The 20,901-nt window shown below is 56.0% G+C and carries 26 protein-coding genes and 1 other RNA gene; 14 read left to right on the plus strand and 13 right to left on the minus strand.

Annotated elements, in window-relative coordinates:
- Nucleotides 1-18: 18 nt before the first annotated feature.
- A complete protein-coding gene (locus AC2FJC_RS13810; protein WP_282151143.1) occupies nt 19-252 on the minus strand; it encodes a sulfurtransferase TusA family protein in 234 nt (77 codons plus the stop codon).
- A 105-nt stretch (nt 253-357) separates the two neighbouring features.
- Here AC2FJC_RS13810 and AC2FJC_RS13815 point away from each other — a divergent pair, with 105 nt between their 5' ends.
- The 4 genes from AC2FJC_RS13815 (at nt 358) to AC2FJC_RS13830 (ending at nt 4,688) form a co-directional block, all read left to right on the plus strand.
- Nucleotides 358-1,110 (plus strand): cytochrome c biogenesis CcdA family protein, encoded by a 753-nt coding sequence (locus AC2FJC_RS13815; RefSeq protein WP_058271899.1) that lies wholly within the window; start codon nt 358-360, stop codon nt 1,108-1,110.
- Between the two features lie 63 nt (nt 1,111-1,173).
- Nucleotides 1,174-2,388: a hypothetical protein gene (locus AC2FJC_RS13820; protein ID WP_496739935.1), complete on the plus strand. Its 1,215-nt coding sequence runs from the start codon at nt 1,174-1,176 to the stop codon at nt 2,386-2,388.
- A complete protein-coding gene (locus tag AC2FJC_RS13825; protein ID WP_496739936.1) occupies nt 2,385-3,734 on the plus strand; it encodes a cytochrome P450 in 1,350 nt (449 codons plus the stop codon). The genes AC2FJC_RS13820 and AC2FJC_RS13825 overlap by 4 nt, the downstream gene beginning before the upstream one ends.
- 72 nt (nt 3,735-3,806) lie before the next feature.
- On the plus strand, nt 3,807-4,688 hold the full coding sequence (locus AC2FJC_RS13830) for a fructose bisphosphate aldolase (RefSeq protein WP_496739937.1): 882 nt from the start codon (nt 3,807-3,809) through the stop codon (nt 4,686-4,688).
- Between the two features lie 3 nt (nt 4,689-4,691).
- Here AC2FJC_RS13830 and AC2FJC_RS13835 read toward each other — a convergent pair whose 3' ends face one another.
- The 5 genes from AC2FJC_RS13835 to fumC form a co-directional block, all read right to left on the minus strand.
- Nucleotides 4,692-5,294 carry a DNA-3-methyladenine glycosylase I gene (locus AC2FJC_RS13835; protein WP_496739938.1) on the minus strand — a complete coding sequence of 201 codons (603 nt, stop codon included), beginning with the start codon at nt 5,292-5,294 and terminating at the stop codon, nt 4,692-4,694.
- 64 nt (nt 5,295-5,358) lie between these two features.
- The gene (locus tag AC2FJC_RS13840) at nt 5,359-5,577 is read right to left on the minus strand and encodes a ribbon-helix-helix domain-containing protein (RefSeq protein WP_496739939.1); all 219 of its coding nucleotides are present in this window, start codon (nt 5,575-5,577) and stop codon (nt 5,359-5,361) included.
- The gene (locus AC2FJC_RS13845) at nt 5,574-5,750 is read right to left on the minus strand and encodes a DUF4169 family protein (RefSeq protein ID WP_496739940.1); all 177 of its coding nucleotides are present in this window, start codon (nt 5,748-5,750) and stop codon (nt 5,574-5,576) included. Before AC2FJC_RS13845 ends, AC2FJC_RS13840 begins: the two co-directional genes overlap by 4 nt.
- Nucleotides 5,747-6,271, minus strand: coding sequence for a gamma subclass chorismate mutase AroQ (gene aroQ / locus AC2FJC_RS13850; protein WP_496739941.1), 525 nt, complete (start codon nt 6,269-6,271; stop codon nt 5,747-5,749). The genes AC2FJC_RS13845 and aroQ overlap by 4 nt, the downstream gene beginning before the upstream one ends.
- On the minus strand, nt 6,268-7,659 hold the full coding sequence (gene fumC, locus AC2FJC_RS13855) for a class II fumarate hydratase (protein WP_109311562.1): 1,392 nt from the start codon (nt 7,657-7,659) through the stop codon (nt 6,268-6,270). Before fumC ends, aroQ begins: the two co-directional genes overlap by 4 nt.
- Nucleotides 7,660-7,866: 207 nt before the next feature.
- Between fumC and AC2FJC_RS13860 the strand changes: the two genes are divergently transcribed.
- Nucleotides 7,867-8,430 (plus strand): hypothetical protein, encoded by a 564-nt coding sequence (locus tag AC2FJC_RS13860; RefSeq protein WP_496739942.1) that lies wholly within the window; start codon nt 7,867-7,869, stop codon nt 8,428-8,430.
- A gap of 33 nt (nt 8,431-8,463) precedes the next feature.
- Here AC2FJC_RS13860 and AC2FJC_RS13865 read toward each other — a convergent pair whose 3' ends face one another.
- The 7 genes from AC2FJC_RS13865 to AC2FJC_RS13895 all read right to left on the minus strand — a co-directional run bounded on the left by AC2FJC_RS13865 (nt 8,464) and on the right by AC2FJC_RS13895 (nt 13,211).
- A complete protein-coding gene (locus tag AC2FJC_RS13865; protein WP_496739943.1) occupies nt 8,464-8,925 on the minus strand; it encodes an SspB family protein in 462 nt (153 codons plus the stop codon).
- Between the two features lie 76 nt (nt 8,926-9,001).
- Nucleotides 9,002-10,255: a chromate efflux transporter gene (gene chrA, locus AC2FJC_RS13870; RefSeq protein WP_496739944.1), complete on the minus strand. Its 1,254-nt coding sequence runs from the start codon at nt 10,253-10,255 to the stop codon at nt 9,002-9,004.
- Nucleotides 10,252-11,067: a chromate resistance protein ChrB domain-containing protein gene (locus AC2FJC_RS13875; protein ID WP_496739945.1), complete on the minus strand. Its 816-nt coding sequence runs from the start codon at nt 11,065-11,067 to the stop codon at nt 10,252-10,254. Before AC2FJC_RS13875 ends, chrA begins: the two co-directional genes overlap by 4 nt.
- A gap of 126 nt (nt 11,068-11,193) precedes the next feature.
- Nucleotides 11,194-11,625: an ester cyclase gene (locus AC2FJC_RS13880; RefSeq protein ID WP_496739946.1), complete on the minus strand. Its 432-nt coding sequence runs from the start codon at nt 11,623-11,625 to the stop codon at nt 11,194-11,196.
- 99 nt (nt 11,626-11,724) lie between these two features.
- Nucleotides 11,725-12,070: a transfer-messenger RNA gene (ssrA, locus tag AC2FJC_RS13885) on the minus strand.
- 36 nt (nt 12,071-12,106) lie between these two features.
- Nucleotides 12,107-12,469: a DUF4345 family protein gene (locus tag AC2FJC_RS13890; protein ID WP_496739947.1), complete on the minus strand. Its 363-nt coding sequence runs from the start codon at nt 12,467-12,469 to the stop codon at nt 12,107-12,109.
- A gap of 10 nt (nt 12,470-12,479) precedes the next feature.
- Entirely contained in the window at nt 12,480-13,211 is a 732-nt protein-coding gene (locus tag AC2FJC_RS13895; RefSeq protein ID WP_496739948.1) for a FadR/GntR family transcriptional regulator, read from the minus strand.
- Nucleotides 13,212-13,297: 86 nt separating this feature from the next.
- Here AC2FJC_RS13895 and AC2FJC_RS13900 point away from each other — a divergent pair, with 86 nt between their 5' ends.
- The 9 genes from AC2FJC_RS13900 to dxr all read left to right on the plus strand — a co-directional run bounded on the left by AC2FJC_RS13900 (nt 13,298) and on the right by dxr (nt 20,901).
- Nucleotides 13,298-14,089 carry a DUF2182 domain-containing protein gene (locus tag AC2FJC_RS13900; protein WP_496739949.1) on the plus strand — a complete coding sequence of 264 codons (792 nt, stop codon included), beginning with the start codon at nt 13,298-13,300 and terminating at the stop codon, nt 14,087-14,089.
- A 4-nt stretch (nt 14,090-14,093) separates the two neighbouring features.
- Nucleotides 14,094-14,798, plus strand: a complete 705-nt coding sequence (locus tag AC2FJC_RS13905) for a DUF1326 domain-containing protein (protein WP_058271563.1) — start codon at nt 14,094-14,096, stop codon at nt 14,796-14,798.
- A complete protein-coding gene (locus tag AC2FJC_RS13910) occupies nt 14,798-15,304 on the plus strand; it encodes a DinB family protein (RefSeq protein ID WP_282118484.1) in 507 nt (168 codons plus the stop codon). Before AC2FJC_RS13905 ends, AC2FJC_RS13910 begins: the two co-directional genes overlap by 1 nt.
- A complete protein-coding gene (locus tag AC2FJC_RS13915; RefSeq protein WP_496739950.1) occupies nt 15,305-16,408 on the plus strand; it encodes a dimethylsulfoniopropionate demethylase in 1,104 nt (367 codons plus the stop codon).
- Between the two features lie 57 nt (nt 16,409-16,465).
- Entirely contained in the window at nt 16,466-17,461 is a 996-nt protein-coding gene (acuI, locus tag AC2FJC_RS13920) for an acryloyl-CoA reductase (protein WP_496739951.1), read from the plus strand.
- 185 nt (nt 17,462-17,646) lie between these two features.
- A complete protein-coding gene (frr, locus tag AC2FJC_RS13925; RefSeq protein ID WP_496722742.1) occupies nt 17,647-18,210 on the plus strand; it encodes a ribosome recycling factor in 564 nt (187 codons plus the stop codon).
- Nucleotides 18,211-18,218: 8 nt separating this feature from the next.
- A complete protein-coding gene (uppS, locus tag AC2FJC_RS13930; RefSeq protein WP_496722744.1) occupies nt 18,219-18,950 on the plus strand; it encodes a polyprenyl diphosphate synthase in 732 nt (243 codons plus the stop codon).
- On the plus strand, nt 18,947-19,729 hold the full coding sequence (locus AC2FJC_RS13935) for a phosphatidate cytidylyltransferase (protein ID WP_496722747.1): 783 nt from the start codon (nt 18,947-18,949) through the stop codon (nt 19,727-19,729). Before uppS ends, AC2FJC_RS13935 begins: the two co-directional genes overlap by 4 nt.
- Nucleotides 19,729-20,901: a 1-deoxy-D-xylulose-5-phosphate reductoisomerase gene (gene dxr, locus AC2FJC_RS13940; RefSeq protein WP_496739952.1), complete on the plus strand. Its 1,173-nt coding sequence runs from the start codon at nt 19,729-19,731 to the stop codon at nt 20,899-20,901. The genes AC2FJC_RS13935 and dxr overlap by 1 nt, the downstream gene beginning before the upstream one ends.

Here is a 20,901-nt window from a genome sequence, read left to right on the forward strand (position 1 = left end):
TTTTCTTTTTGGCCGGTCTTAGTGAGATTTCTGGATCAAATAGATCTGATGGCCGTCTGCGTCTTCCTGCGACAGCAATTGGTGCCCGCTCTCAGAACAGAAATGCGGGACATCAATTATGGCGGCAGGATCATCTGCCAGCACGCGCAAAACGGCCCCGGCAGGCATGGATTTCAAACGCTTGCGCGCTTTCAGGACGGGCAGAGGGCACAACAGACCCAGCGCATCGAGTGTTTCTGACGAATTTGACATAAGGTTCAGATATTTCCACTTTGGCGGGGTGTCCAGCGTGCAACCACGAGGATGTGACCGATTGGCCCCGTGACCTTGGCCGCCTCATACCATATGTGCTTGAACATGTTCGGAATAGATATCATAGACGCGGGCCTGCTGCCTGCCATGTTCATCGCGATGCTGGGCGGGCTGATCAGCTTTCTGTCGCCCTGCGTTCTGCCTATCGTTCCGCCGTACCTGGCTTACATGAGCGGTGTGACGATCAACGAGATGCAGGATGAGGCGAAAGCACGCCGCAAGGCAACCTTGGCCGCCCTGTTCTTTGTTCTGGGCCTGTCTACGGTGTTTTTGTTGCTGGGTTTCACCGCTTCTGCCTTCGGGGTGTTTGTCCTGCAGAACCAGGTGTTGTTCGCAAAGATCTCTGGCGCAGTGGTCATCGTCTTTGGCCTGCATTTTCTGAACGTCTTCCGTATCCCGTTTCTGGACCGCGAAGCGCGGATTGAGACCGGTGATTCTGGTGGATCAGTGTTTGGCGCTTATATCCTTGGTCTGGCCTTTGCATTTGGATGGACACCGTGCATTGGGCCGCAGCTGGGGGCGATCTTGTCACTGGCCGCGTCCGAGGCCTCGGTCGCGCGGGGAACCCTGTTGTTGGGCGTCTATGCGGCGGGCCTGGGTATTCCATTTCTGCTGGCTGCAATGTTTCTGAACCGGTCTATGTCGGTGATGAACCGGATCAAGCCTTACATGGGTACGATCGAAAAGGTGATGGGTGGCTTGTTGCTGTTCGTGGGCATCATGCTGATCACCGGTCTGTTCACGGAATTCAGCTGGTGGCTGTTAGAGACATTCCCGGCGCTGGCGAATTTTGGATGATCTGCTGATCTGACTTACCTTGGCCCCAATGCTGGGTTAACCTGCGCCGCAGAAGGTAAGGCCATGAGCAGTCAGAAAAATCAACCTCGGGTGTGTAGACGCCGGGTATTCTATATACCCGGCTACGACCCGATTCCGCCGCGGCGATATCGGGAGCTTTACCGTACCGAAGGCAAGCTGCAGGCCGAGATTTCCGGTTATGAAATTTCGACGTCCGCCAAGTCTGGCGATGGCCCCTATGGGTGGCATGTCACTTCACGTCAGGACGGGACCGAAGTTCAGGTTGATGTTGATGTTCTTGTCTGGTCGGACCTAGTTCGTGACAGCATGTCGAACTCGATCCCGGCGACCTATCTGCAATTGGTGCGGACCGCGTGGATCTATATGTCGTCAGGAACACTGTGGCGCCTGATGCGGTTGCGCAAGGGGCCGGTGGTTGCCGCACTATATCCGGTTGGAATGTTGCTGGCTCAACTGCTGTTGGCGATCTTGCTAGCCGGGGCCATGACATGGGTTTTGATGCCGTTTATCGGCTGGATGGGCGTAATCCTTGCGGTTGGGGCCGCTTACGCTCTGATGCGCTGGTTTCGCCGGCAAGACGGTCAGCTTTTTGCCTATTACCTGATGCATGATTATGCCTATTCCGCAAAACTCAAAGGGGCGACGCCAGTTGAATTACGCAATCGCCTGCGTGCATTCGGTGCGTTGATCCAAGAGGCGCTGAATTCAGACGCAGACGAGGTGCTGGTTGTTGGCCACAGTTCAGGGGCCCATCTGGGTGTCAGCGTTATGGCCGATGTTATCCGCGACAACAGTCAACGTGATGACGGCCCTGTATTTTCGTTCCTAACGTTGGGACAGGTGGTGCCGATGGTATCTTTTCTGCCCCAAGCGCATGAATTGCGGGCCGATCTGCAATTCCTGTCGGAGCAAGAGAACCTGACATGGGTCGATGTCTCGGCCCCCGGTGATGGGTGTTCCTTTGCGCTGTGTGACCCGGTCTCAGTCAGTGGCGTGGCCGCGGAAGAAAAAATATGGCCACTGGTTCTGTCCGCGGCCTTCACGCAGACCCTGTCCCCTGAGCGATGGCAAGCATTGCGTTGGAAATTCTTCCGCCTGCATTTCCAGTATCTCTGCGCCTTCGACAAGCCCGATCGGTATGACTATTTTCGCATCACTGCCGGGCCTCAAACCTTAGGTCAGAGGTTTGAGGGGCGGGCACCGTCGAAATCGCGGGTGGATAAGCCGGTCTCAAAGTACATCTCGGTGAAGGCATGACGCCGCCCAAGCCACCTTCACGCCCTGATAAAGTATCGCTTTGGCGGTATCTGAGGTTGTTTCGCAAGGACGTTCTGTCAGCCCAACCCCAAAGGCTATACCGCGCCTGGATGGCTGAATTTCGGACGCCGTTCTTTCGATCATACCTGGTGAATCAGCCAGAATTGATCGACACAGTTCTGAAAAAACGCCCTGATGACTTCCCCAAATCTAACCGCATAAGTGAGGGGCTGCGCCCGTTGCTGGGGGACTCTGTCTTCTTGACCAATGGGGACACGTGGAAGAGGCAGCGCAGGATCATTGATCCCGCGTTCGAAGGCGGCCGTTTGAGAGAGACGTTTCCGGCAATGCATGCGGCTGGTCAAGCAGCGGTGGATCGGTTGCGCCTGCAGGCAGGTGGTTTCGTTGAGTTTGAAGAGGTCACCAGCCATATCGCGGCGGATGTCATCTTTCGCACTTTGTTTTCGGTGCCCATTGAACACGAAATCGCAGCTCAGGTATTTAACAAGTTTCGTAATTATCAGCGTGAACAACCCATTCTGAACATTGCGGCCTTTGTCCCCCTGCCAAAGTGGTTTCCACGGCCGCATTCGTGGCGCACCAAGAAGAATGTAAAGGATATCAGGGCGCTAATCCAGCGACTTACGGCGGACCGGGCTGAACTGATCGCTCGTGGTAGCGCGCCGAATGATCTGGCAACCAAGATCATGACCACGCGTGATCCCGAAACCGGGCGTAGGTTTGACACGCAGGAAATGGTTGATCAGGTGGCGATCTTCTTTCTTGCCGGGCACGAAACCAGCGCGTCCGCACTGGCCTGGACGTTGTACCTGATGGCCATGTATCCCGAATGGCAGGACAGTCTGGCTGAGGAAGCTGTGGCGCTCGACTCGCCTGATTTTTCTGTAATGGCGCGGCTAAAGCTCAGCAGGGATGTGTTCCGCGAAGCGCTGCGGCTTTATCCGCCCGTGCCGATGATGGTGCGTGAAGCGAAATGCCCCGAACGTTTCCGGGACAGGGATGTCCCCGAAGGGTCGCAAATCGTGATAAGTCCGTGGCATCTGCATCGGCAGGAAAGGCTCTGGGACTGTCCCGACGAGTTCGATCCGACCCGGTGGGGAACTGAGAATGGAAAGACCTGTCAGCGCAACGCGTACATTCCATTCTCGACAGGGTCCCGTGTATGTCCCGGTGCCGGGTTCGCCATGATCGAGGGGCCGCTTCTGTTATCCATGCTGTTGCGACACTTCCGGTTCGAGCTGGTCGAGGGACAAACGCCCATACCGGTCGCACATTTGACCGTTCGGTCGAAAGATGGAATTTGGTTGCGCTTGGTTGAGCGCTAACAAACTACCATCCTATCACGCCTTGTTGTATGCGGTTTGAAATCGCGGAATCATATTGAACGGGAAAGTCTTATGTCATCAGTAGAACAGCGCACACAAATGTCCAACGGCGCAGGATTCATCGCAGCATTGGATCAAAGCGGTGGCTCGACCCCCAAGGCGCTGGCGCTTTATGGCGTGGACGCATCTGAATACAGCTCGGACGAAGAGATGTTCGGTGAAATCCAAAAAATGCGTGCGCGGATCATTCTGGCGGATGATTTCACCAAGGACAAAGTGATCGGCGCGATCCTGTTCGAACGCACTCTGGGCGAGCAAATTGATGGTCAGAAGGTCGCCGACTATTTGTGGTCAGTGAAAGGCATTGTACCTTTCCTCAAGATTGACAAAGGTTTGGAAGACGAAGCGAATGGCGTTCAGATGATGAAACCCATCCCGGGTCTGGCCGCAACATTGGCCAAAGCCGATGGTGTTTTCGGAACCAAGGAGCGCTCGGTCATTCATGAGGCAAACGCCGAAGGCATCGCAGCAGTTGTTGCACAGCAGTTCGACGTTGCGCGTGAAGTCATGGCTTCCGGAATGGTTCCGATTGTTGAGCCCGAGGTGAACATCAACTCCGCCACCAAAGCCGACGCCGAGGACATCCTGAAGGCTGAAATCCTGAAAAACCTTGATCAATTGGCTGACGGACAGGACATCATGCTCAAGCTGACGATCCCTAACCAAGCTAACCTCTATGACGAATTGGCCGATCATCCGCGTGTTCTACGCGTGGTTGCGCTGTCGGGCGGTTATTCGACGGAACAGGCCTGCGATCTGCTAGGCCAGAATGGTAAGATGATCGCGTCCTTCTCGCGCGCGTTGACCGAAGGATTGTCAAAAAAGCAATCAGATGCCGAGTTCAACGCGGCCTTGGGCGGAAACATCGACAAGATTTTCCGTGCGTCAATCTAAACACTATTGGGGTTTGGTGAATTCGCGGCGCAACTGCGCCGCTTTTTCACGCATGACGCAACCTTCGGCGTGATCATTCACCAGCCCCATTGCCTGCATAAAGGCAAACACGGTCGTCGGCCCGACAAACTTCCAGCCCCGTTTCTTCAGGTCTTTTGACATCGCCACAGATTCCGGCGACGTTGAAGCGGTTTGCGGGGCAGGCGGTGTATCCGCCTCGTACCGCCACACATATGCGGCCAGAGACCCTTCGGCAGCGATTAACTCTTGCGCGCGGCGTGCGTTGTTAATCACGGCCTCGATCTTTCCACGATGTCGCACAATTCCTGCATCTTGTAACAAGCGCTTTGTATCTGCATTATCAAACGCGGCTACTGCGTTGATATCAAAAGCTTTGAAAGCTTTCCGAAAGTTCTCGCGCTTGGACAAAATCGTGCGCCAGCTTAGACCGGATTGAAAGCTTTCGAGGCATAGCTTTTCGAACAGACGCTGGTCATTGCCAACCGGATACCCCCATTCCTGATCGTGGTAGTCAAAGAATTCGGGCGCGGCCTGACACCACGCGCAGCGTGGTTTTCCGTCTGGACCTAGAACTGTATCAACCACCGCTTCGTACTCCTTTTGTTCCCCCTTACTGTAAGCGGTTTCTGGATGTCAGAGCAAGACTGATTTACTTGGATTGATACCAGTTCAGAATGAAAACCCGTATGGCCGATGCAAGTCCGATGTCCGGGTCACGCTCGACATCAATTTCGGCCGCCAGAGCGTTGATCGGTAAGTTTTTTTCCTTGGCAATGGTCCGGAACGCCTGCCAGAATTCATCTTCCAGCGATACGGATGTCCGATGGCCTTTCAGCGTCAGGGATCGTTTGACCGGGCGTCCGCTCATTTGTCCAACTTATGGCCTTCATGGTCCTGGCGCAGCTTGTGTTGCTGCTTTTTTGCCAGATCCTTTTCGGCCTTGGTGCGGCCAAAAGCGACGGCATTTTGGTCAGCACGGGCCTTGTTTTCGGTCCGCGCTTTTTCTTTTCGAAACTTGTTCAGATTGACCGGTTCCGTCATTGCGCATGTCTCACTTTGGTCAGACTATCGAACAATTCCGCACGGCTGTCATCTGAAAGGCATTCGACATTCACGGTGTCTAGAAAATCGGCCTGCAACGCAGTTGAAACCGGTGGTTGATCCGACATTGTCTCAAGGATTTGTCCGCCCAGATCTAACAGAGCGGGGCGCACCTCGGTCATCAGATCCGCATAGCTTTCGGGAACAGAGGTTTGGTCTTCGGTCCACCGTTCAATCCAACAGGATTGAATCTCTTTCGCGGCTTCGATCTGCACTTCGAAAAACAGCTGCGCGCTGTCCGGGTCAATACCCGAAAGCGCTGCTTGTTCCAAGGTCTTGTCAATTACGACTTTTTCACGCTCGAGGTCTTCCACCGGGCGGTCATTGGCGTGTTTGAACGCAGCAACGTCCTGCATCCATTCCAGCCGAGAGTCGATCAGGTTGAACAGGTCAGCCTGAGCTGAGGTCGCTGTGCCTGCGATTAGCAGGCACAGGTTGGCAAACTTACGCCACGCGATCATTTGGGGCCGATCATGTGTTCGGGGCGTACGACCGCATCGAATGTCTCCTCATCGACAAAGCCCAGCGCAATGGCCTCTTCCTTGAGGGTCGTGCCGTTCTTATGCGCCGTTTTGGCGACAGTAGTGGCGTTGTCGTAACCGATGGTCGGAGCCAACGCCGTGACCAGCATCAGGGATTCCTTCATCAGCTTATCGATGCGTGGTTCATTGGCCTTGATGCCCAGCAGCATACGCTCGGTAAAGCTGTCGGTGGCATCACCCAGCAGCTGAATGGATTGCAGCAAGTTGTACGACATCATCGGGTTGTAGACGTTCAGCTGGAAATGGCCCTGCGAACCCGCAAACTTCATCGCTGCATCGTTGCCTATTACATGTGCGGCCACCTGTGTCAGCGCTTCGGCCTGTGTCGGGTTCACCTTTCCGGGCATGATCGACGAACCCGGCTCATTCTCTGGCAGGATCAGCTCACCCAAGCCCGATCGCGGGCCAGAGCCCAGGAACCGGATGTCGTTGGCGATTTTGTAGCAAGAGCCAGCAATGGTCGCCAGCGCGCCTGATAGGAAGACCATGGCATCATGGGCCGCGAGCGCTTCGAACTTGTTGGGCGCGGTAACGAAGGGCAGGCCGGTGATGTCAGCCATGTTCTTGGCGACGGCCTCATCCCAGCCATCATGCGTGTTCAGACCGGTGCCGACGGCGGTGCCGCCTTGCGCCAGTTCATAGATGCCAGGCATTGCGGCTTCGACCCGGGCGATACCCTGACGGATCTGGTGCGCATAGCCGCCGAATTCCTGTTCCAGGGTCAAAGGGGTCGCATCCTGAGTGTGTGTGCGGCCGATTTTGATGATACCGGCAAACTCTTTGGCTTTCGCTTCCAGCGCGGATGCAAATTTCTCAAGCCCGGGCAGCAATACGTCGCGCACGCTCATCGCAGTGGCGATGTGCATTGCGGTCGGGAACGTGTCGTTCGACGATTGCCCCATATTGCAGTGATCGTTCGGGTGCACAGGCTCTTTGGAACCGATCACACCGCCCATGATCTCAATCGCGCGATTGGCGATTACTTCGTTCGAGTTCATGTTCGACTGAGTACCCGAACCGGTTTGCCACACGACCAGCGGGAAGTTGTCGTCAAACTTACCCTCAATCACTTCGCCCGCGGCCTGAATAACAGCGTCGGCGATCTTGGCATCCAGCTTGCCGATGGCTTTGTTCTCCATCGCACAGGCCTTTTTGATGACGCCCAGCGCACGCACGATGGCGACGGGTTGCTTTTCCCAGCCGATCGGAAAGTTCATGATCGAGCGTTGAGTTTGTGCACCCCAATATTTGTCGGCGGGAACTTCCAACGGGCCAAAGCTGTCGGATTCGGTGCGGGTCTGGGACATCGGTCACTCCGTCTAGTATGCAGTCGTATGCCGTTTACCCGTGACGGCGTCATCGCGCAATCGGCCAGTTGCGCGCACCATAAGCGTAAGCCGACCAAAGGTATAGGCGTTGGGGCGGCGCATTTTTCTTTGATACACAGGTACTAGGACCATTGTGTGCGCCTGTGACTGGGGTAGAATAGCAAGATCAAAACGCTGGAGGGTCAGGTGCTGCAATTTAACGGGGTTAATCCGCTGCGGCTTATCGCATTCGCGGTGGGTGCCGTATTCTGGCTTATCTTTTCCAATCTTCAGGCCCAGGCCGGGGACATCACGCCCTTTATCGGGGATTACGTCGGTTCAGCCAATTTAGTTGACGATGATGGTACAGAAACCCCACGCGATATGAGCGTTTCGATCCATGAAACGAAAGAAGGGTTCAACGTCAGTTGGAAAACCACGACCTATAAGCCGGACGGCCGGGTCAAAGATCAATCCTTCTCGATCGATTTCAAGCAATCTGACAGGTCCGACGTGTATTCAGCGGCGATGAAGCGCAATGTATTTGGTCACGAGGTGCCCCTGGACCCGATGCAAGGTGAACCGTTCGTCTGGGGCCGGATCGAGGGCGAGACTCTGACGGTTTTCTCGTTGTTCATTGATGAAAACGGTGGCTATGAACTGCAGCAGTTCGATCGCACGCTGGCCGACGGTGGGCTTAACCTGTCCTTTTCGCGGTTCCGTAACGGGATTAAATCCCGCTCGGTCGATACGTTCCTCGAAAAACAGTAAACCCCGCGAGAGGCGGGGTTTGTAAGTCCGAGCTTACTTTCTGAAACTGTCCAGTGAAACGACATCCGCGTCTTGCTGGACCGGAGCTTCCTCAACCTCAATCGTTTCATCAACGATATGGGTCGCAACCTCTTCTTCGTCTTCGGGGCTCTCGAAACGCAACCCGAATTCAACCGACGGGTCCACGAAGGTTTTGATCGCATCGTACGGAATATAAAGAGGTTCGGGCGCGTCGCCGAAATTCAGCGTAATCGCAAAGCCGTTGTCGCCAACCTCAAGGTTTTCGAACCAGTGCTGCATAACGACAGTCATTTCTTCGGGATAGCGTTCGCGCAACCAGTCAGCTATTTCAACTCCGTCCTGCCGTGTGTCGAACGTGATAAAGAAATGATGCGCCCCAGGCAGACCGTTTTCAGAAACGTTGGTCAGAACTTTCTGAATGAGGCCGCGCATGGCGGTGTGCATCAGGGTTCCATAGTCAATGTCCTGCGACATGTGTCATCCTCAAAAGTGGTTATCCCAAGCATAGGGGATTCGTTCGGAAACGAAAGACCGGGAGGGGGTGGATTGTTCAAAGAAAATGAAAACCGACTCCGGCCACGGCCATCAGGGCCAAAGTCATTCCCATGCCGAATTTTAGCTTGAATATCAACACCCCGGCCATGAACGTCAAAACCAGCGCTTTTGTGTTCAGTGTCGCAAGTTCGGGCCACGGGATGGTTAAGGGTCCCCATGCCAATTCCGGGATTGTTCCGAAAAGAACATTAAGAGCAAACCACACGGAAAGGTTGAGAATCACACCGACTACCGCTGCCGTTATCCCGTGCAGGGCTGCGGACAGCCGTGGACGGGCGGCCAACTGGTCCAGATATGGTGCGGCTAGGAAGATCCACAGGAAACACGGGACAAAGGTGGCCCAAAGTGCCACCGCGCCGGCGGCAAGTGCCAAAGGGATGCCGCCCGAAATCTGTCCCGTCAGCATGGCCACAAATTGTGTCACCAGTATCAGAGGTCCCGGCGTTGTTTCGGCCAGCCCCAGCGCATCAATCATCTGATCTGTGCTGATCCACTGATATTTGTCCACGACGGTTTGGGTCATATACGCCAGAACCGCATAAGCGCCGCCGAACGTAACAACGGCCAGGCGGGCAAAGAACCACCCGAGATCGCTCAGCAATTTCTGACCAGTCACGCTCAGCAACACCAATGGGCCAAGCCATAGGGTCAGCCAGATGGCACAGGTGCGCCGCGGGCGCGTCGCACTTGGGGCAGGGGGTGTTTGGGCGGTGTTGGCCTCACCCTTGAAACTCAGATACCCCCAAAGAGCTGCGGCCAGAATGATCAAGGGAAAAGGCAGGTTAAAGGCAAAGATTGCGACAAAGCCCAATCCGGCTATTGCCCGGTGCTCCACATCGGTCAGGGCTTTGCGCGACAGGTTTCTAAGCGCTTGAAGGACAATGATGATTACCGTTGCCTTCACCCCAAGGAAAGCGGCCTGAACCAGTGGCAGGTCCCCGAAAGCTGCATAAAGCCCGACCAAAACGGCGATGATCAGCGCGCCGGGAATGACGAACAGGCCGCCAGCGATCAACCCTCCAGTCACGCCGCGCAGCCGCCAGCCGGCATATGTGGCAAGTTGCATGGCCTCGGGTCCGGGCAACAGCATGCAAAGCGATAGCGCCCGCAGATACGATTGCTCGTCCAGCCACGGGCGTTTTTCCACCAGTTCCTGATGCATCAGTGAGATTTGCGCCGCCGGTCCCCCAAAAGACAAAAGCCCAATGCGCCCAAAGATACGGACCAGCTCCGATAATGTCGGGGTCATGACTTGCGATCCGTCGGCCAGTCGTGTTGTTCTTCAAACCCGTCGCGCGCCCAGCGATACAGCGCATCATACAGGTGCATTCCTGCAGCAAGGTTTTCGTGATCGTCACGGTATTGCCGGGACAATCCGACAGAGACCGCAAGCAACCCGGCGGCTTCTGGTGCAAGGTCATGGCGATTGGTGTCTGCGGCCCGAATGACAGTTGCAAGCCGATCCAGCGCGGGCGTGTGCAGTGCGAATTCGTCCAGCATAGCGTCAAAGGTGCATTTGTCTTGCCGGTGGCTCCAATGAGCTCCTTCGATGTCAAAAGGGGTCGCGTCAAATATTGCAGCGGTGGCTTCGACTTCCGACGGGGCAACAAACAGGAACCGGGCATTTGGGTCCACAAACCGCCGGATCAGCCAGGGACAGGCGATGCGATCGATCTTTGGGCGGTGTCGGGTCACCCAAAGGGATCCTTCGGGCTGCAGTATCGAAAACGCCTTCGCAGGTACACGCGGCGCGTCTGGCATGTCTCGCCATGCAAACATACCGCCTTCCAGATACTCGGCTTTTACACCTTCGCCTCGCAACCACGAGACGACGGCCTGGCTGAGCTTCTTGCCTTTCTGGCAAATCACGACTGCAGGTCGGTCACCGATCAGGTTGACCAGCCCTTCGATATCCTTCGCAGGAAGGCGTATTGAGCCGGGGATAAGATAGGGGTCAGCCTCAAAATCCGCATCCATACAGATGTCGATCAGTATGGGGGATTGCGGCGTGCCGATAAGTCTTAACAATTGCTTTGGGGTGATCGAGTTTGGTGCGGGCATAGCATGTCTCCTGGTTTTGTCGGATACATGCGAAACTTGGGCTGACGCCTCACGGGGTGTTCGCAATCTTACCCCATGGCACTTGCTACCGCGTTAGCGCTTAGGGGGTCAAGATTGCTTATATGGTCAAGCCCAATCCAGCCTTTGACCGGTCATACACACTGGCAATGTGTCCTGCGGAAATTGGCCGAGCTGTTCGAAGAGTGAGATGAAATCGAACTGATTATACGCTTCAACCATCCGACCATTTTTGATCCGCCCCATGACGCTGCCAGTCGCCTGAAGCGGGGCACCATTGTCGGCGCGCGTTGTGCGCAGGTGAATGATGGCGGATACCCAATCGCCGTTCTCGATGATTTTGGGCATATCGACCTGAATGTCCCCAAGGATATGGCGAAAGGCCATGACCAGTTCCCGGAAATCATCCGCACCGACTTGCATTTCCGGAATAAGCCCTTCGGCCATGGCTTCGGGGGCAAAGTACTGGTCAATCGCGTCCGTATTGCCGTTTTCCCAAACTTCGGAATACCACTCTCTGAGTAGATCTGCGTGCGACATCCCAGCTCTCCTTATTCTGCTGGGGTCAGCATGAGACCAAATAGTGAAAAAACTCTGAACATGAACATGCTCAGCGAAAAACTCAGACTTTAAGTGGAAAGTGCAGGTTTCTGTTGCCAGGTACCTGCGAACCCCGCCTTACGCGGCTAGGCGCAAGGGCTTAAGTTTCGGTCTTGCTACTGCTTACGCAGCAACTGCAACCGGAGCACGATTGTCATTTGCAATTGTACTTTTCGGGCCGATACGGTGGCACCCCGCCGAGACAAAGCTAACCCCTTTAGACGTTCGTCGATCCTATTTCGGCCCCATGATCCCCAAATGAAGGATGTTGGTGGAGCCGCCGGGTACCGCCCCCGGGTCCGATCCGCTTATTACGAGCGCGTTTATGTCCATAGTCCCGAAGGACACACTCTATATAGGTGAGGGTGCGGGCGGATGCAAACCGTGATTTTAGCCAGGCGCGCACTGCAATAACAGTGGCTTAGGCAGCCCTGTTGATGTTTGCCAATATCAGCCAAAGCGCAAGAGCCAGCTCGATTCCGCCAAATGTGACTGCCTTGACCAGTGGTGGGTTGTCCAGAAAGACCGAAACGAACCGACCCAATGCCGCGCCTGCGTAGACAACACCCAGCATGGCATAGGCCATGGGGTTGTTGAGATATAGAACAGCCACGCCAGTGACGACGAATAGCCCGCCGACAGATGCGCGCATTTCACTCAGCCCCATATTGCTGTCAGTTGGGGTCAGATCCAAGGCTCCCAAGGTAAAGCTAGGCGCCAGAAACCCGAAAAGGCCAAACCCAATAGTCAGGAGCGCGGCAATCACGTTCAAACCGGTTGTCATCCCATTCTCCTTACGCAGGCTTGCTTCGCTGCTGTGCTACGTCCTGCGCCAACTGCCTTGTGTAGTTCTCAAGTTCAACTAGCGTCGCGTCCACTTTGGTCGAGTCTCGGTCTTCCAGAGCGTCAGCGATCTGGTTGTGCAGAGCAATGATTGCCTCGCGGGATCGTGCCGTGAAGGTGATCATATTCATCAAAGGCTGCATGGCTTCAACCGCTCCGGCCAATTGATAGGACAGCACGGGATTTCCGGCACCATCAACAAGGGCGCGGTGAAGCGCTACGTCAGATGCGCAGAAAGCCTCATCTGTGAGGCCCGGTTGTGACTGCCGGTGTATCTCGGCCCGCATTGTAGCCAACTGATCGGCTGTCCGTCGCTGAGCGGACAACGGGGCGCAGGCGCGCTCTAGAGCAAAGCGGGCTTCGCAGGCCGTGTCGAAGCTTACGGCATTCATCGACAAAAGCAGGGTAGAGGTCGTGATCTGCTGCGAATACGCGCCCTCAAAACTCAACCGGTTCACGAATGCACCGCCACTTGCACCGCGCTGTGTGCGAATAAGTGATTGTGCTGCCAAACGTTTCAAAGCTTCGCGTACTGTCGGGCGTGACACTTTAAACTGTTCGGACAATTCCGCCTCGGACGGCAAGCGTTCATCCACGATCAATTCGCCCGAGATGATAGCATCGCGAATGGCCTGAGCGATCTGGGCAGACAGATCAGCAGGCTTCTTGGGGTCAATTTTCATATTCTGGGGACCGTTGGTGAATTTTTATTTGTCTGACATTTAAAAGTCTGACATTTAAAAAGCAAGGACTGAGTCGGGAGGAGCGCGTGAGTCGTACAGTTCTACGCAACGCATTTTGGCTAGGGTTTTATACCCTGATCCTGTCCGCGTGGTGGGTCATGTTCACCATGAGCCGAGACATGGATCTGGATTGGATCGGTCGCCCTGGCCCAATGGGTCAGGCCATGGCGGCCATGGACCCGCGCATGGACATGTATATGCCCATGGCCGAGTTTGGCCCGCTGTTCTGGATGTGGGCTATCATGATGGCGGCGATGATGCTGCCGACGCTCGTGCCGACGTTGCGCAGCTATGACGATCTGATCCGCAGCGCCAATGGCTCGCGCGCAGGTTGGTTGGGTGTTCTGTCCGGGTATCTGGTCGTCTGGGTTGGCTTTGCAGCTTTGATCACCGGTGTTCAGTTGGCGCTGTTGTTTGGTGGGGTCGTTGACATGCTGGGCATTGGCAAATCCGGATATTTCGCGGGCGGCTTGATGATCGCCGTCGGCGCATTTCAGTTCACCCGCGCGAAAGAGGTCTGCCACGGCGTCTGCCATGCCCCCATGACCTATTTCCTGGGGCACTGGAAAACCGGGTTCACCGGCGGATTGCGCATGGGGCTGGGACTGGGCGCATTCTGTGTTGGCTGCTGCTGGGGCTTCATGGCGCTTGGTTTTGTTGGCGGTGTCATGAGCCTGTTGTGGATGGGTCTCGCGACCCTGTTCATGGTTTTGGAGAAACTACCCCAGATCGGGCACGCAGTGACCCGACCGATGGGATTTGCATTGATTGCGGGCGGCCTTGTTCTGCTCGTCTATCCAATAAGCTACGGAGGATAAGCCTATGGCTAAGAACAGAAAACCCGAGGCCGACAAGCTGCCGATTAGTCAGCGCATTGATAGCCGTATGCCCAACCCCAAGCGGCGCGAGATGAGCCCGACAGATTGGGCAATCAAAGGCGAATTGATCCTGAACTGCTCGTGCGATGTGTTCTGCCCTTGCGTGGTTTCATTGGGCGCGCATCCTCCGACTGAGGGGCATTGCCACGCGTGGATGGGTATTATCGTTGATGAGGGCCACTATGAAGGCGAAGACCTGTCCGGTTTGAATGTCGGGCTGCTGGTCGATATTCCGGGCCGAATGGGCGAAGGGCAGTGGAAAGTGGCCGCTTATGTCGATGAGCGTGCCAGCGGCAAGGCCTACAACGGCCTGTTGCAAATCTTCAGCGGTCAGGCAGGCGGGACCACCGGTTTGTTTACCATGCTGGTCAGCGAGATTATCGGGGCCGAGCGCGCGCCAGTCCAGATTGAGCGCGACGGCACCAAGCGCCGCATCGCGATTGGCCGCAAAATTCAGGGTGAGATTGAGATGCTGGGCGGCAAAGACCCGGAACATCCGGTCATGGTGTCGAACTCGAAGTATTGGATGGGGCCAGACATCATCGTTGCGCGTGGTACGAAGTCCAAAGTGCGCGACTACGGCCGTGTCTGGGATTTTGGCGGAAAATCTGCCGAAATCTGCCCAATTGACTGGCATGGGCCAAAGTGATGATCACCGCCGCCTATGCGCAAGAGATGGCCCGATATAATCACTGGCAAAACAGCCAGTTGAAGGGGTTTCTTACCGCACTTTCGAATGAGGAACTGACCCGCGAGCGCGGAGCGTTTTTTGGTTCGATCCTGGGCACGGCAAATCATTTGCTTTGGGGGGACTGGATATGGATGTCGCGGTTTGACAAGGGGCAAGGTCCCGGCGGCGGTATCCCGGAAAGCCCGTCACTGTGTATCGATCTGGCAGAATGGTTGCCCCTGCGCGATCAGATTGACCAGCGGACAACCCAATGGGCCGCGTCCTTGAATGACGAGGACCTGCGCGGCCCGTTCACATGGTTCTCGGCCGCCAAAGAAGCCGATGTCACGAAACCGTATGCGCAATGCGTCATTCATTTCTTCAACCACCAAACACATCACCGGGGCCAGCTGCATCAAATGCTGACCGAAACAGGTTCTGCTGCACCGGTGAGCGATCTGGTTTTTTTGCCTGAGGAGGCTTAAGTGGCTCAGATCTCACTCTCGCGTCGCCTGCGCCGAACACCTTTTTCTGATGGTGTCGAAGCTGCTGGGGTTAAAGGATATACGGTTTATAACCGTATGTTATTGCCCACTGTTTTTGAATCCGTCGAAGCGGACTACCGGCATCTGAAAACCCATGTACAGGTGTGGGATGTATCCTGCGAACGGCAGGTCGAACTGCGTGGGCCGGATGCCGCGCGGCTGATGCAAATGCTGACGCCACGGGACCTGCGGAGGATGTTGCCCGGTCAGTGCTTTTACGTTCCCATTGTCGATGAAACAGGCGGAATGCTGAATGATCCTGTGGCGGTGAAGCTCTCGGAAGATCGGTGGTGGATTTCGATTGCCGACAGTGACTTGCTGCTTTGGGTCAAGGGCATTGCCAACGGATACCGTCTGGATGTGCTGGTCGACGAACCCGATGTGTCTCCGCTGGCGATACAGGGGCCGAAGGCGGATGACCTGCTGGCCCGTGTTTTTGGCGACCGGGTGCGTGACATTCGTTTCTTTAAATTCGACAAGTTCGAGTTCGAGGGACGTGAACTCGCAATCGCACGGTCTGGTTATTCCAAACAAGGTGGTTTCGAAATCTATGTCGAGGGTTCGGACATCGGTATGCCCTTGTGGAGCGCCCTTTTCGCGGCGGGTGAAGACCTGCACGTCCGCGCGGGCTGTCCCAATCTAATCGAACGGATTGAGGGTGGGTTACTGTCATACGGCAACGACATGACCGACGACAACACCCCTCACGAATGCGGTTTGGGCAAGTTCTGTAACACCCATACGGCAATCGGTTGTATTGGCCGAGACGCTCTGCTGCGCGTGGCCAAGGAGGGCCCGGTGCAACAAATCCGTCCGATTGCAATCGACGGCGACGCTGTACCACCATGCGACCGCCCTTGGCCGGTAGTGGCTGCAGGCAAGCGGATTGGCCAGATTACGTCGGCCGCATGGTCCCCGGATTTCAACACCAATGTTTCAATTGGAATGGTCAAACTGAGCCATTGGGAACCCGGCACACGGATCGAAATTGAAACACCGGACGGAATGCGTGGCGCAACCGTGCGGGATAAATTCTGGATTTGAACGACATATCTCGGATCAGCACTGGCTGGTGACTGATTGAAAAGAAAGGAAAGTTAAATGTTCAATGCGTTGGTAATGGATAAGGACGAAGACAGCGGACTGGCAAGCGCTTCGGTCAAACAGCTTTCCGTTGGGGATCTGCCTCATGGCGAAGTGACAATCGCTGTTGAGTATTCAACCGTGAACTACAAGGACGGCCTTTGTATGTCGCCGAAGGGCGGCGGGCTGGTGCGCAGCTATCCGCACGTGCCCGGCGTTGATTACAGCGGCACGGTCGAGGCGTCCTCGGACGATCGCTATAAGCCGGGCGACAAGGTCGTTCTGACCGGCTGGCGCGTGGGTGAAGCGCATTGGGGCGGATATTCCCAAAAAGCCAACGCCCTGGCCGACTGGCTGGTTCCCTTGCCCGAAGGTCTGGACACGCGTCAGGCCATGGCAGTGGGCACGGCCGGTTTCACAGCGATGTTGGCGGTTATGGCACTTGAGGATCAAGGCATGCAGCCGGGACATGGTCCAGTGCTAGTCACCGGGGCCGCTGGCGGTGTTGGTTCGGTTGCGACCGCCATTCTGGCCAATTTAGGTTATGAGGTGGCTGCCGTGACAGGTCGACCAGAGGCGGGTGAATATCTGAAATCACTCGGCGCCACCACGATTGTCCCACGCGAGGATCTCAATGAAACCGTGAAACGCCCGTTGGAAAGCGAGTCCTGGGCCGGGTGCATTGACGCAGTGGGGGGCGAGATGTTGGCCCGTGTACTGGGTCAGATGAAATATGGCGCCTCAGTCGCAGCCGTTGGTCTGGCCGGAGGGGCAGGGCTGCCCGCAAGCGTCATTCCGTTCCTGTTGCGCGGTGTCAACCTGCTGGGCATCGATAGTGTGATGCAGCCCTATGACAACCGGGTTCGCGCATGGCAACGCGTCGCAACCGACCTGCCGATGGACAAGCTTGAGGCAATGGTTCATCCCGCGACGCTGGGTGATCTGCCTCAATTGGGTGTGGATATCCTAAAAGGGCAGATCAAAGGCCGAGTTGTTGTCGATGTAAACGCCTGATTCCTATGCACATGGTCGAACCGGCTGACATCAATGTTGGCCGGTTCAGTTGCCATTGAAAGAACCCGAAAATGCCAGAAACACCTCTGGTCATTGGCTCAATTCCAGATCATCATTGCTATACATCCCAATTGCGATGGACTATGAGCCATGCAAACAGCACCTGAAGACGGGGAGTGAGCAGCATGTCTGACGATTTTGAACTGGACACCGACGATCTGAAGCGCCGCATGGAAGGCGCGATGGGCAACCTGAGAACCGAGTTCGCCTCGTTGCGAACGGGCCGCGCGTCGGCCTCGATGTTGGAACCGGTCATGGTTGACGCTTATGGGTCGATGACCCCGATCAATCAGGTCGGCACCGTAAACGTCCCCGAGCCACGCATGGTGACGGTGAATGTTTGGGACAAAGGCCTTGTCGGCAAGGTCGAGAAAGCCATCCGCGAAAGCGGTCTGGGTATCAACCCCCAGCTGAACGGCACAATCATCATGCTGCCAATCCCCGAATTGAACGAAGAACGCCGCCGCGAGCTGGGTAAGGTTGCCGGGCAATATGCCGAGCACGCCCGTGTTTCGATCCGTAACGTCCGTCGCGATGGCATGGATCAGATCAAGAAAGCCAAAGCTGACGGCATGTCAGAAGACGATCAGAAGTTCTGGGAAAGCGAAGTCCAGGACCTGACCGACCAGATGATCAAGAACGTAGATGCCGCGCTTGAAACCAAGCAGGCAGAGATCATGCAGGTCTGATCCACGAAATGCCTGACACATCGCAACCCTCACCCGCTACCGGACCACGCCACGTCGCCATCATCATGGATGGCAACGGTCGTTGGGCTCAGGCGCGCAACCGGCCCAGGCTGTTTGGGCATCAGGCCGGTGCCCGGCGGGTAAGGGAAGTAGTCGAGGCCTGTCCGGGGTTGGGTATCAAGTATCTGACAGTATTTGCTTTTTCGACTGAAAACTGGAAACGGACCCAGGTTGAAGTCGCCGGGTTGATGAGCCTGTTTCGACGGTACATCATCAAGGAAGCTCGCAACCTGACCAAAGCCGGTGTGCGCGTGCGCTTTATCGGCGATCGGGTTCGTCTGGATTCCAAGCTGACCGAACTGATGGACACTTTGGAGGTAGCAACCCAGCACAACGATCTGGTGCACTTGACCATTGCGTTGAATTACGGCGGGCGGGATGAGGTTGCCCGGGCGACCAAACGGCTGGCGCGTGACGTGGCCGAAGGCCGCCTGCGACCCGATGACGTGGATGAGGAAACTCTGCCCAAGTATTTGGATACGCATGTTCTTCCCGACCCGGATTTGGTGATCCGAACCAGTGGCGAAGCCCGTATATCCAACTTTCTTTTGTGGCAATCAGCCTATTCGGAATACGAATTCATCGACACGCTATGGCCCGACTTCACCTCGGCCGAGTTGGAACGGCTGTGTCGAAACTTTGGAAGCCGTGACCGGCGGTTCGGAGCGGTTCCGGCATGAGTGAGGGCCGATGGTCTGACCTAACCGCCCGTGTTCTGTCTGCCGCGGTGCTTGTGTGCATCGGTTCAGTCGAAGTGTGGCTGGGCGGGCTGTGGTTCGAAGCCTTTATCGCATTAGCCTGCGGCTTGATGACCTGGGAATTGGTGCGGATGATTGATCCGGACCGCAATGGTATCGCGATCCAGTTGGGCATTCTCACCGGTGTTGCGGTCGTGCTCAGCTATCATCTTCCGCCGCTTTATACGTTGCCATTCCTGCTTGCACCGGCCTTGGTCGGGGCAGGGCAAATCAGTCGATCCAAGGGTATCTACGCACTCTTTGCTCTCTGGATCGCTGCGTCGGGTCTGGGCTTCATCTCAATCCGCGAGAACATGGGGTTCGGCTGGATGGTCTGGCTGATCTCGGTGGTCGTGGCAACGGATGTTGCGGGATACTTTGTTGGCAAAACCTTTGGCGGCCCTAAGTTCTGGCCAAAGGTCAGCCCAAAGAAAACATGGTCGGGCACTGCAGGCGGGTGGGCTGCAGCAGCTGTGGTTGGCACGATCTTTGCCGTGAATGCTGGTTTTGGCGTCATGTTTGTGGTGATTTCGGTGCTTGCGTCGATGGCCAGTCAAGCTGGGGACATTGTCGAAAGCGCAACAAAGCGCAAGTTCGGGGTCAAAGATAGCTCGAACTTGATCCCAGGGCATGGCGGGTTTCTGGATCGCTTTGACGGCATGATGGGCGCGGCCCTTTTTGTTTTGATAGCCGGGATTCTCTATTCCCCCGGAGCGATGTGATGCGCAAAATCTCAATCTTCGGCGCGACCGGATCAATTGGACAAAACACGATTGATCTAATTGATCGCGACCCCGCGTCCTATGACGTCGTCGCTCTGACGGGTGGGGCGAATATCAAGAAACTGGCAGAAGATGCCCGGCGTTTGAACGCAGATTTGGCAGTTACGGCCTATGAAAACCGGCTGGATGATCTGCGCGCGGCCCTTGCGGGTTCGGGCGTCGAAGTGGCCGCTGGTCAAAATGCGCTGACGGAAGCTGCGGCACGGCCTGCTGATTGGGTTATGTCGGCCATTGTCGGCGCCGCCGGTTTAGAGCCGGGTCTTGAAGTGCTCAGGCAGGGCGGCACGCTGGCGTTGGCCAATAAGGAAACGCTTGTCTGCGCCGGTGCGTTGGTTCTTGAGACTGCCAAGGCGAACAATGCGCGGCTTTTGCCGGTCGACAGCGAACACTCGGCCGTTTTTCAGGCGCTTGTCTGCGAGGATATGGCCGCGGTCGAGCGTATCATCATCACAGCAAGTGGCGGCGCGTTCCGTGACTGGCCACTGAGCAAACTGGCACATGCAACAGTCGAGCAAGCCTCGAGCCATCCGAACTGGGATATGGGGCAGCGGATCACAATCGACAGCGCGTCTATGTTCAACAAAGCGTTGGAGTTGATTGAAACCAAAGAATTCTTCGGCGTGTCTCCGGATCAGATCGAAGTGCTGGTGCACCCGGAATCCATCGTTCACGCTCTGGTCGGGTTCCAGGACGGCGCTGTCATGGCCCATATGGGCGCCCCGGATATGCGCCACGCCATCGGGTACGCTTTGCACTGGCCCGATCGGAAGGACTTGCCAGTCGAACGGCTGGATCTTGGAAAACTGAGGCAGCTCAGGTTCAGTGAACCTGATGAGGCGCGGTATCCCGCGCTGCGCTTGGCACGCGCTGTGATGGAACGCGGTGGCCTGTCAGGTGCTGTATTCAACGCCGCCAAAGAACGGGCGTTGGATCGGTTCATTGCGCGTGAAATCGGTTTCCTTCAGATGGCCGACATAGTCGAGACCGTTCTGGACAGGTTTGAGGCCGCAGGCGACCTTATTGATGCCCCTTTAACCCTTGATAACGTGCTGCAAACGGACCATTTGGCACGTACGTGGGTCGATGACATCGTCATCCAACGAGCAGGATAG

Source organism: Ruegeria sp. CDSB117 (assembly GCF_059611005.1).

Bases quoted from the DNA above. Each gene is read 5' to 3' on its own strand.
- AC2FJC_RS13910 (WP_282118484.1), top strand. From the start codon at position 14,798: ATGATCACCGCCGCCTATGCGCAAGAGATGGCCCGATATAATCACTGG.
- AC2FJC_RS13810 (WP_282151143.1), bottom strand. From the start codon at position 252: ATGTCAAATTCGTCAGAAACACTCGATGCGCTGGGTCTGTTGTGCCCT.
- frr (WP_496722742.1), top strand. From the start codon at position 17,647: ATGTCTGACGATTTTGAACTGGACACCGACGATCTGAAGCGCCGCATG.
- fumC (WP_109311562.1), bottom strand. From the start codon at position 7,659: ATGTCCCAGACCCGCACCGAATCCGACAGCTTTGGCCCGTTGGAAGTT.
- aroQ (WP_496739941.1), bottom strand. From the start codon at position 6,271: ATGATCGCGTGGCGTAAGTTTGCCAACCTGTGCCTGCTAATCGCAGGC.
- AC2FJC_RS13895 (WP_496739948.1), bottom strand. From the start codon at position 13,211: ATGAAAATTGACCCCAAGAAGCCTGCTGATCTGTCTGCCCAGATCGCT.
- AC2FJC_RS13875 (WP_496739945.1), bottom strand. From the start codon at position 11,067: ATGCCCGCACCAAACTCGATCACCCCAAAGCAATTGTTAAGACTTATC.
- AC2FJC_RS13815 (WP_058271899.1), top strand. From the start codon at position 358: ATGTTCGGAATAGATATCATAGACGCGGGCCTGCTGCCTGCCATGTTC.
- chrA (WP_496739944.1), bottom strand. From the start codon at position 10,255: ATGACCCCGACATTATCGGAGCTGGTCCGTATCTTTGGGCGCATTGGG.
- AC2FJC_RS13840 (WP_496739939.1), bottom strand. From the start codon at position 5,577: ATGAGCGGACGCCCGGTCAAACGATCCCTGACGCTGAAAGGCCATCGG.
- AC2FJC_RS13905 (WP_058271563.1), top strand. From the start codon at position 14,094: ATGGCTAAGAACAGAAAACCCGAGGCCGACAAGCTGCCGATTAGTCAG.
- uppS (WP_496722744.1), top strand. From the start codon at position 18,219: ATGCCTGACACATCGCAACCCTCACCCGCTACCGGACCACGCCACGTC.
- dxr (WP_496739952.1), top strand. From the start codon at position 19,729: ATGCGCAAAATCTCAATCTTCGGCGCGACCGGATCAATTGGACAAAAC.
- AC2FJC_RS13890 (WP_496739947.1), bottom strand. From the start codon at position 12,469: ATGACAACCGGTTTGAACGTGATTGCCGCGCTCCTGACTATTGGGTTT.
- AC2FJC_RS13825 (WP_496739936.1), top strand. From the start codon at position 2,385: ATGACGCCGCCCAAGCCACCTTCACGCCCTGATAAAGTATCGCTTTGG.
- AC2FJC_RS13820 (WP_496739935.1), top strand. From the start codon at position 1,174: ATGAGCAGTCAGAAAAATCAACCTCGGGTGTGTAGACGCCGGGTATTC.
- AC2FJC_RS13865 (WP_496739943.1), bottom strand. From the start codon at position 8,925: ATGTCGCAGGACATTGACTATGGAACCCTGATGCACACCGCCATGCGC.
- AC2FJC_RS13880 (WP_496739946.1), bottom strand. From the start codon at position 11,625: ATGTCGCACGCAGATCTACTCAGAGAGTGGTATTCCGAAGTTTGGGAA.
- acuI (WP_496739951.1), top strand. From the start codon at position 16,466: ATGTTCAATGCGTTGGTAATGGATAAGGACGAAGACAGCGGACTGGCA.
- AC2FJC_RS13845 (WP_496739940.1), bottom strand. From the start codon at position 5,750: ATGACGGAACCGGTCAATCTGAACAAGTTTCGAAAAGAAAAAGCGCGG.
- AC2FJC_RS13830 (WP_496739937.1), top strand. From the start codon at position 3,807: ATGTCATCAGTAGAACAGCGCACACAAATGTCCAACGGCGCAGGATTC.
- AC2FJC_RS13935 (WP_496722747.1), top strand. From the start codon at position 18,947: ATGAGTGAGGGCCGATGGTCTGACCTAACCGCCCGTGTTCTGTCTGCC.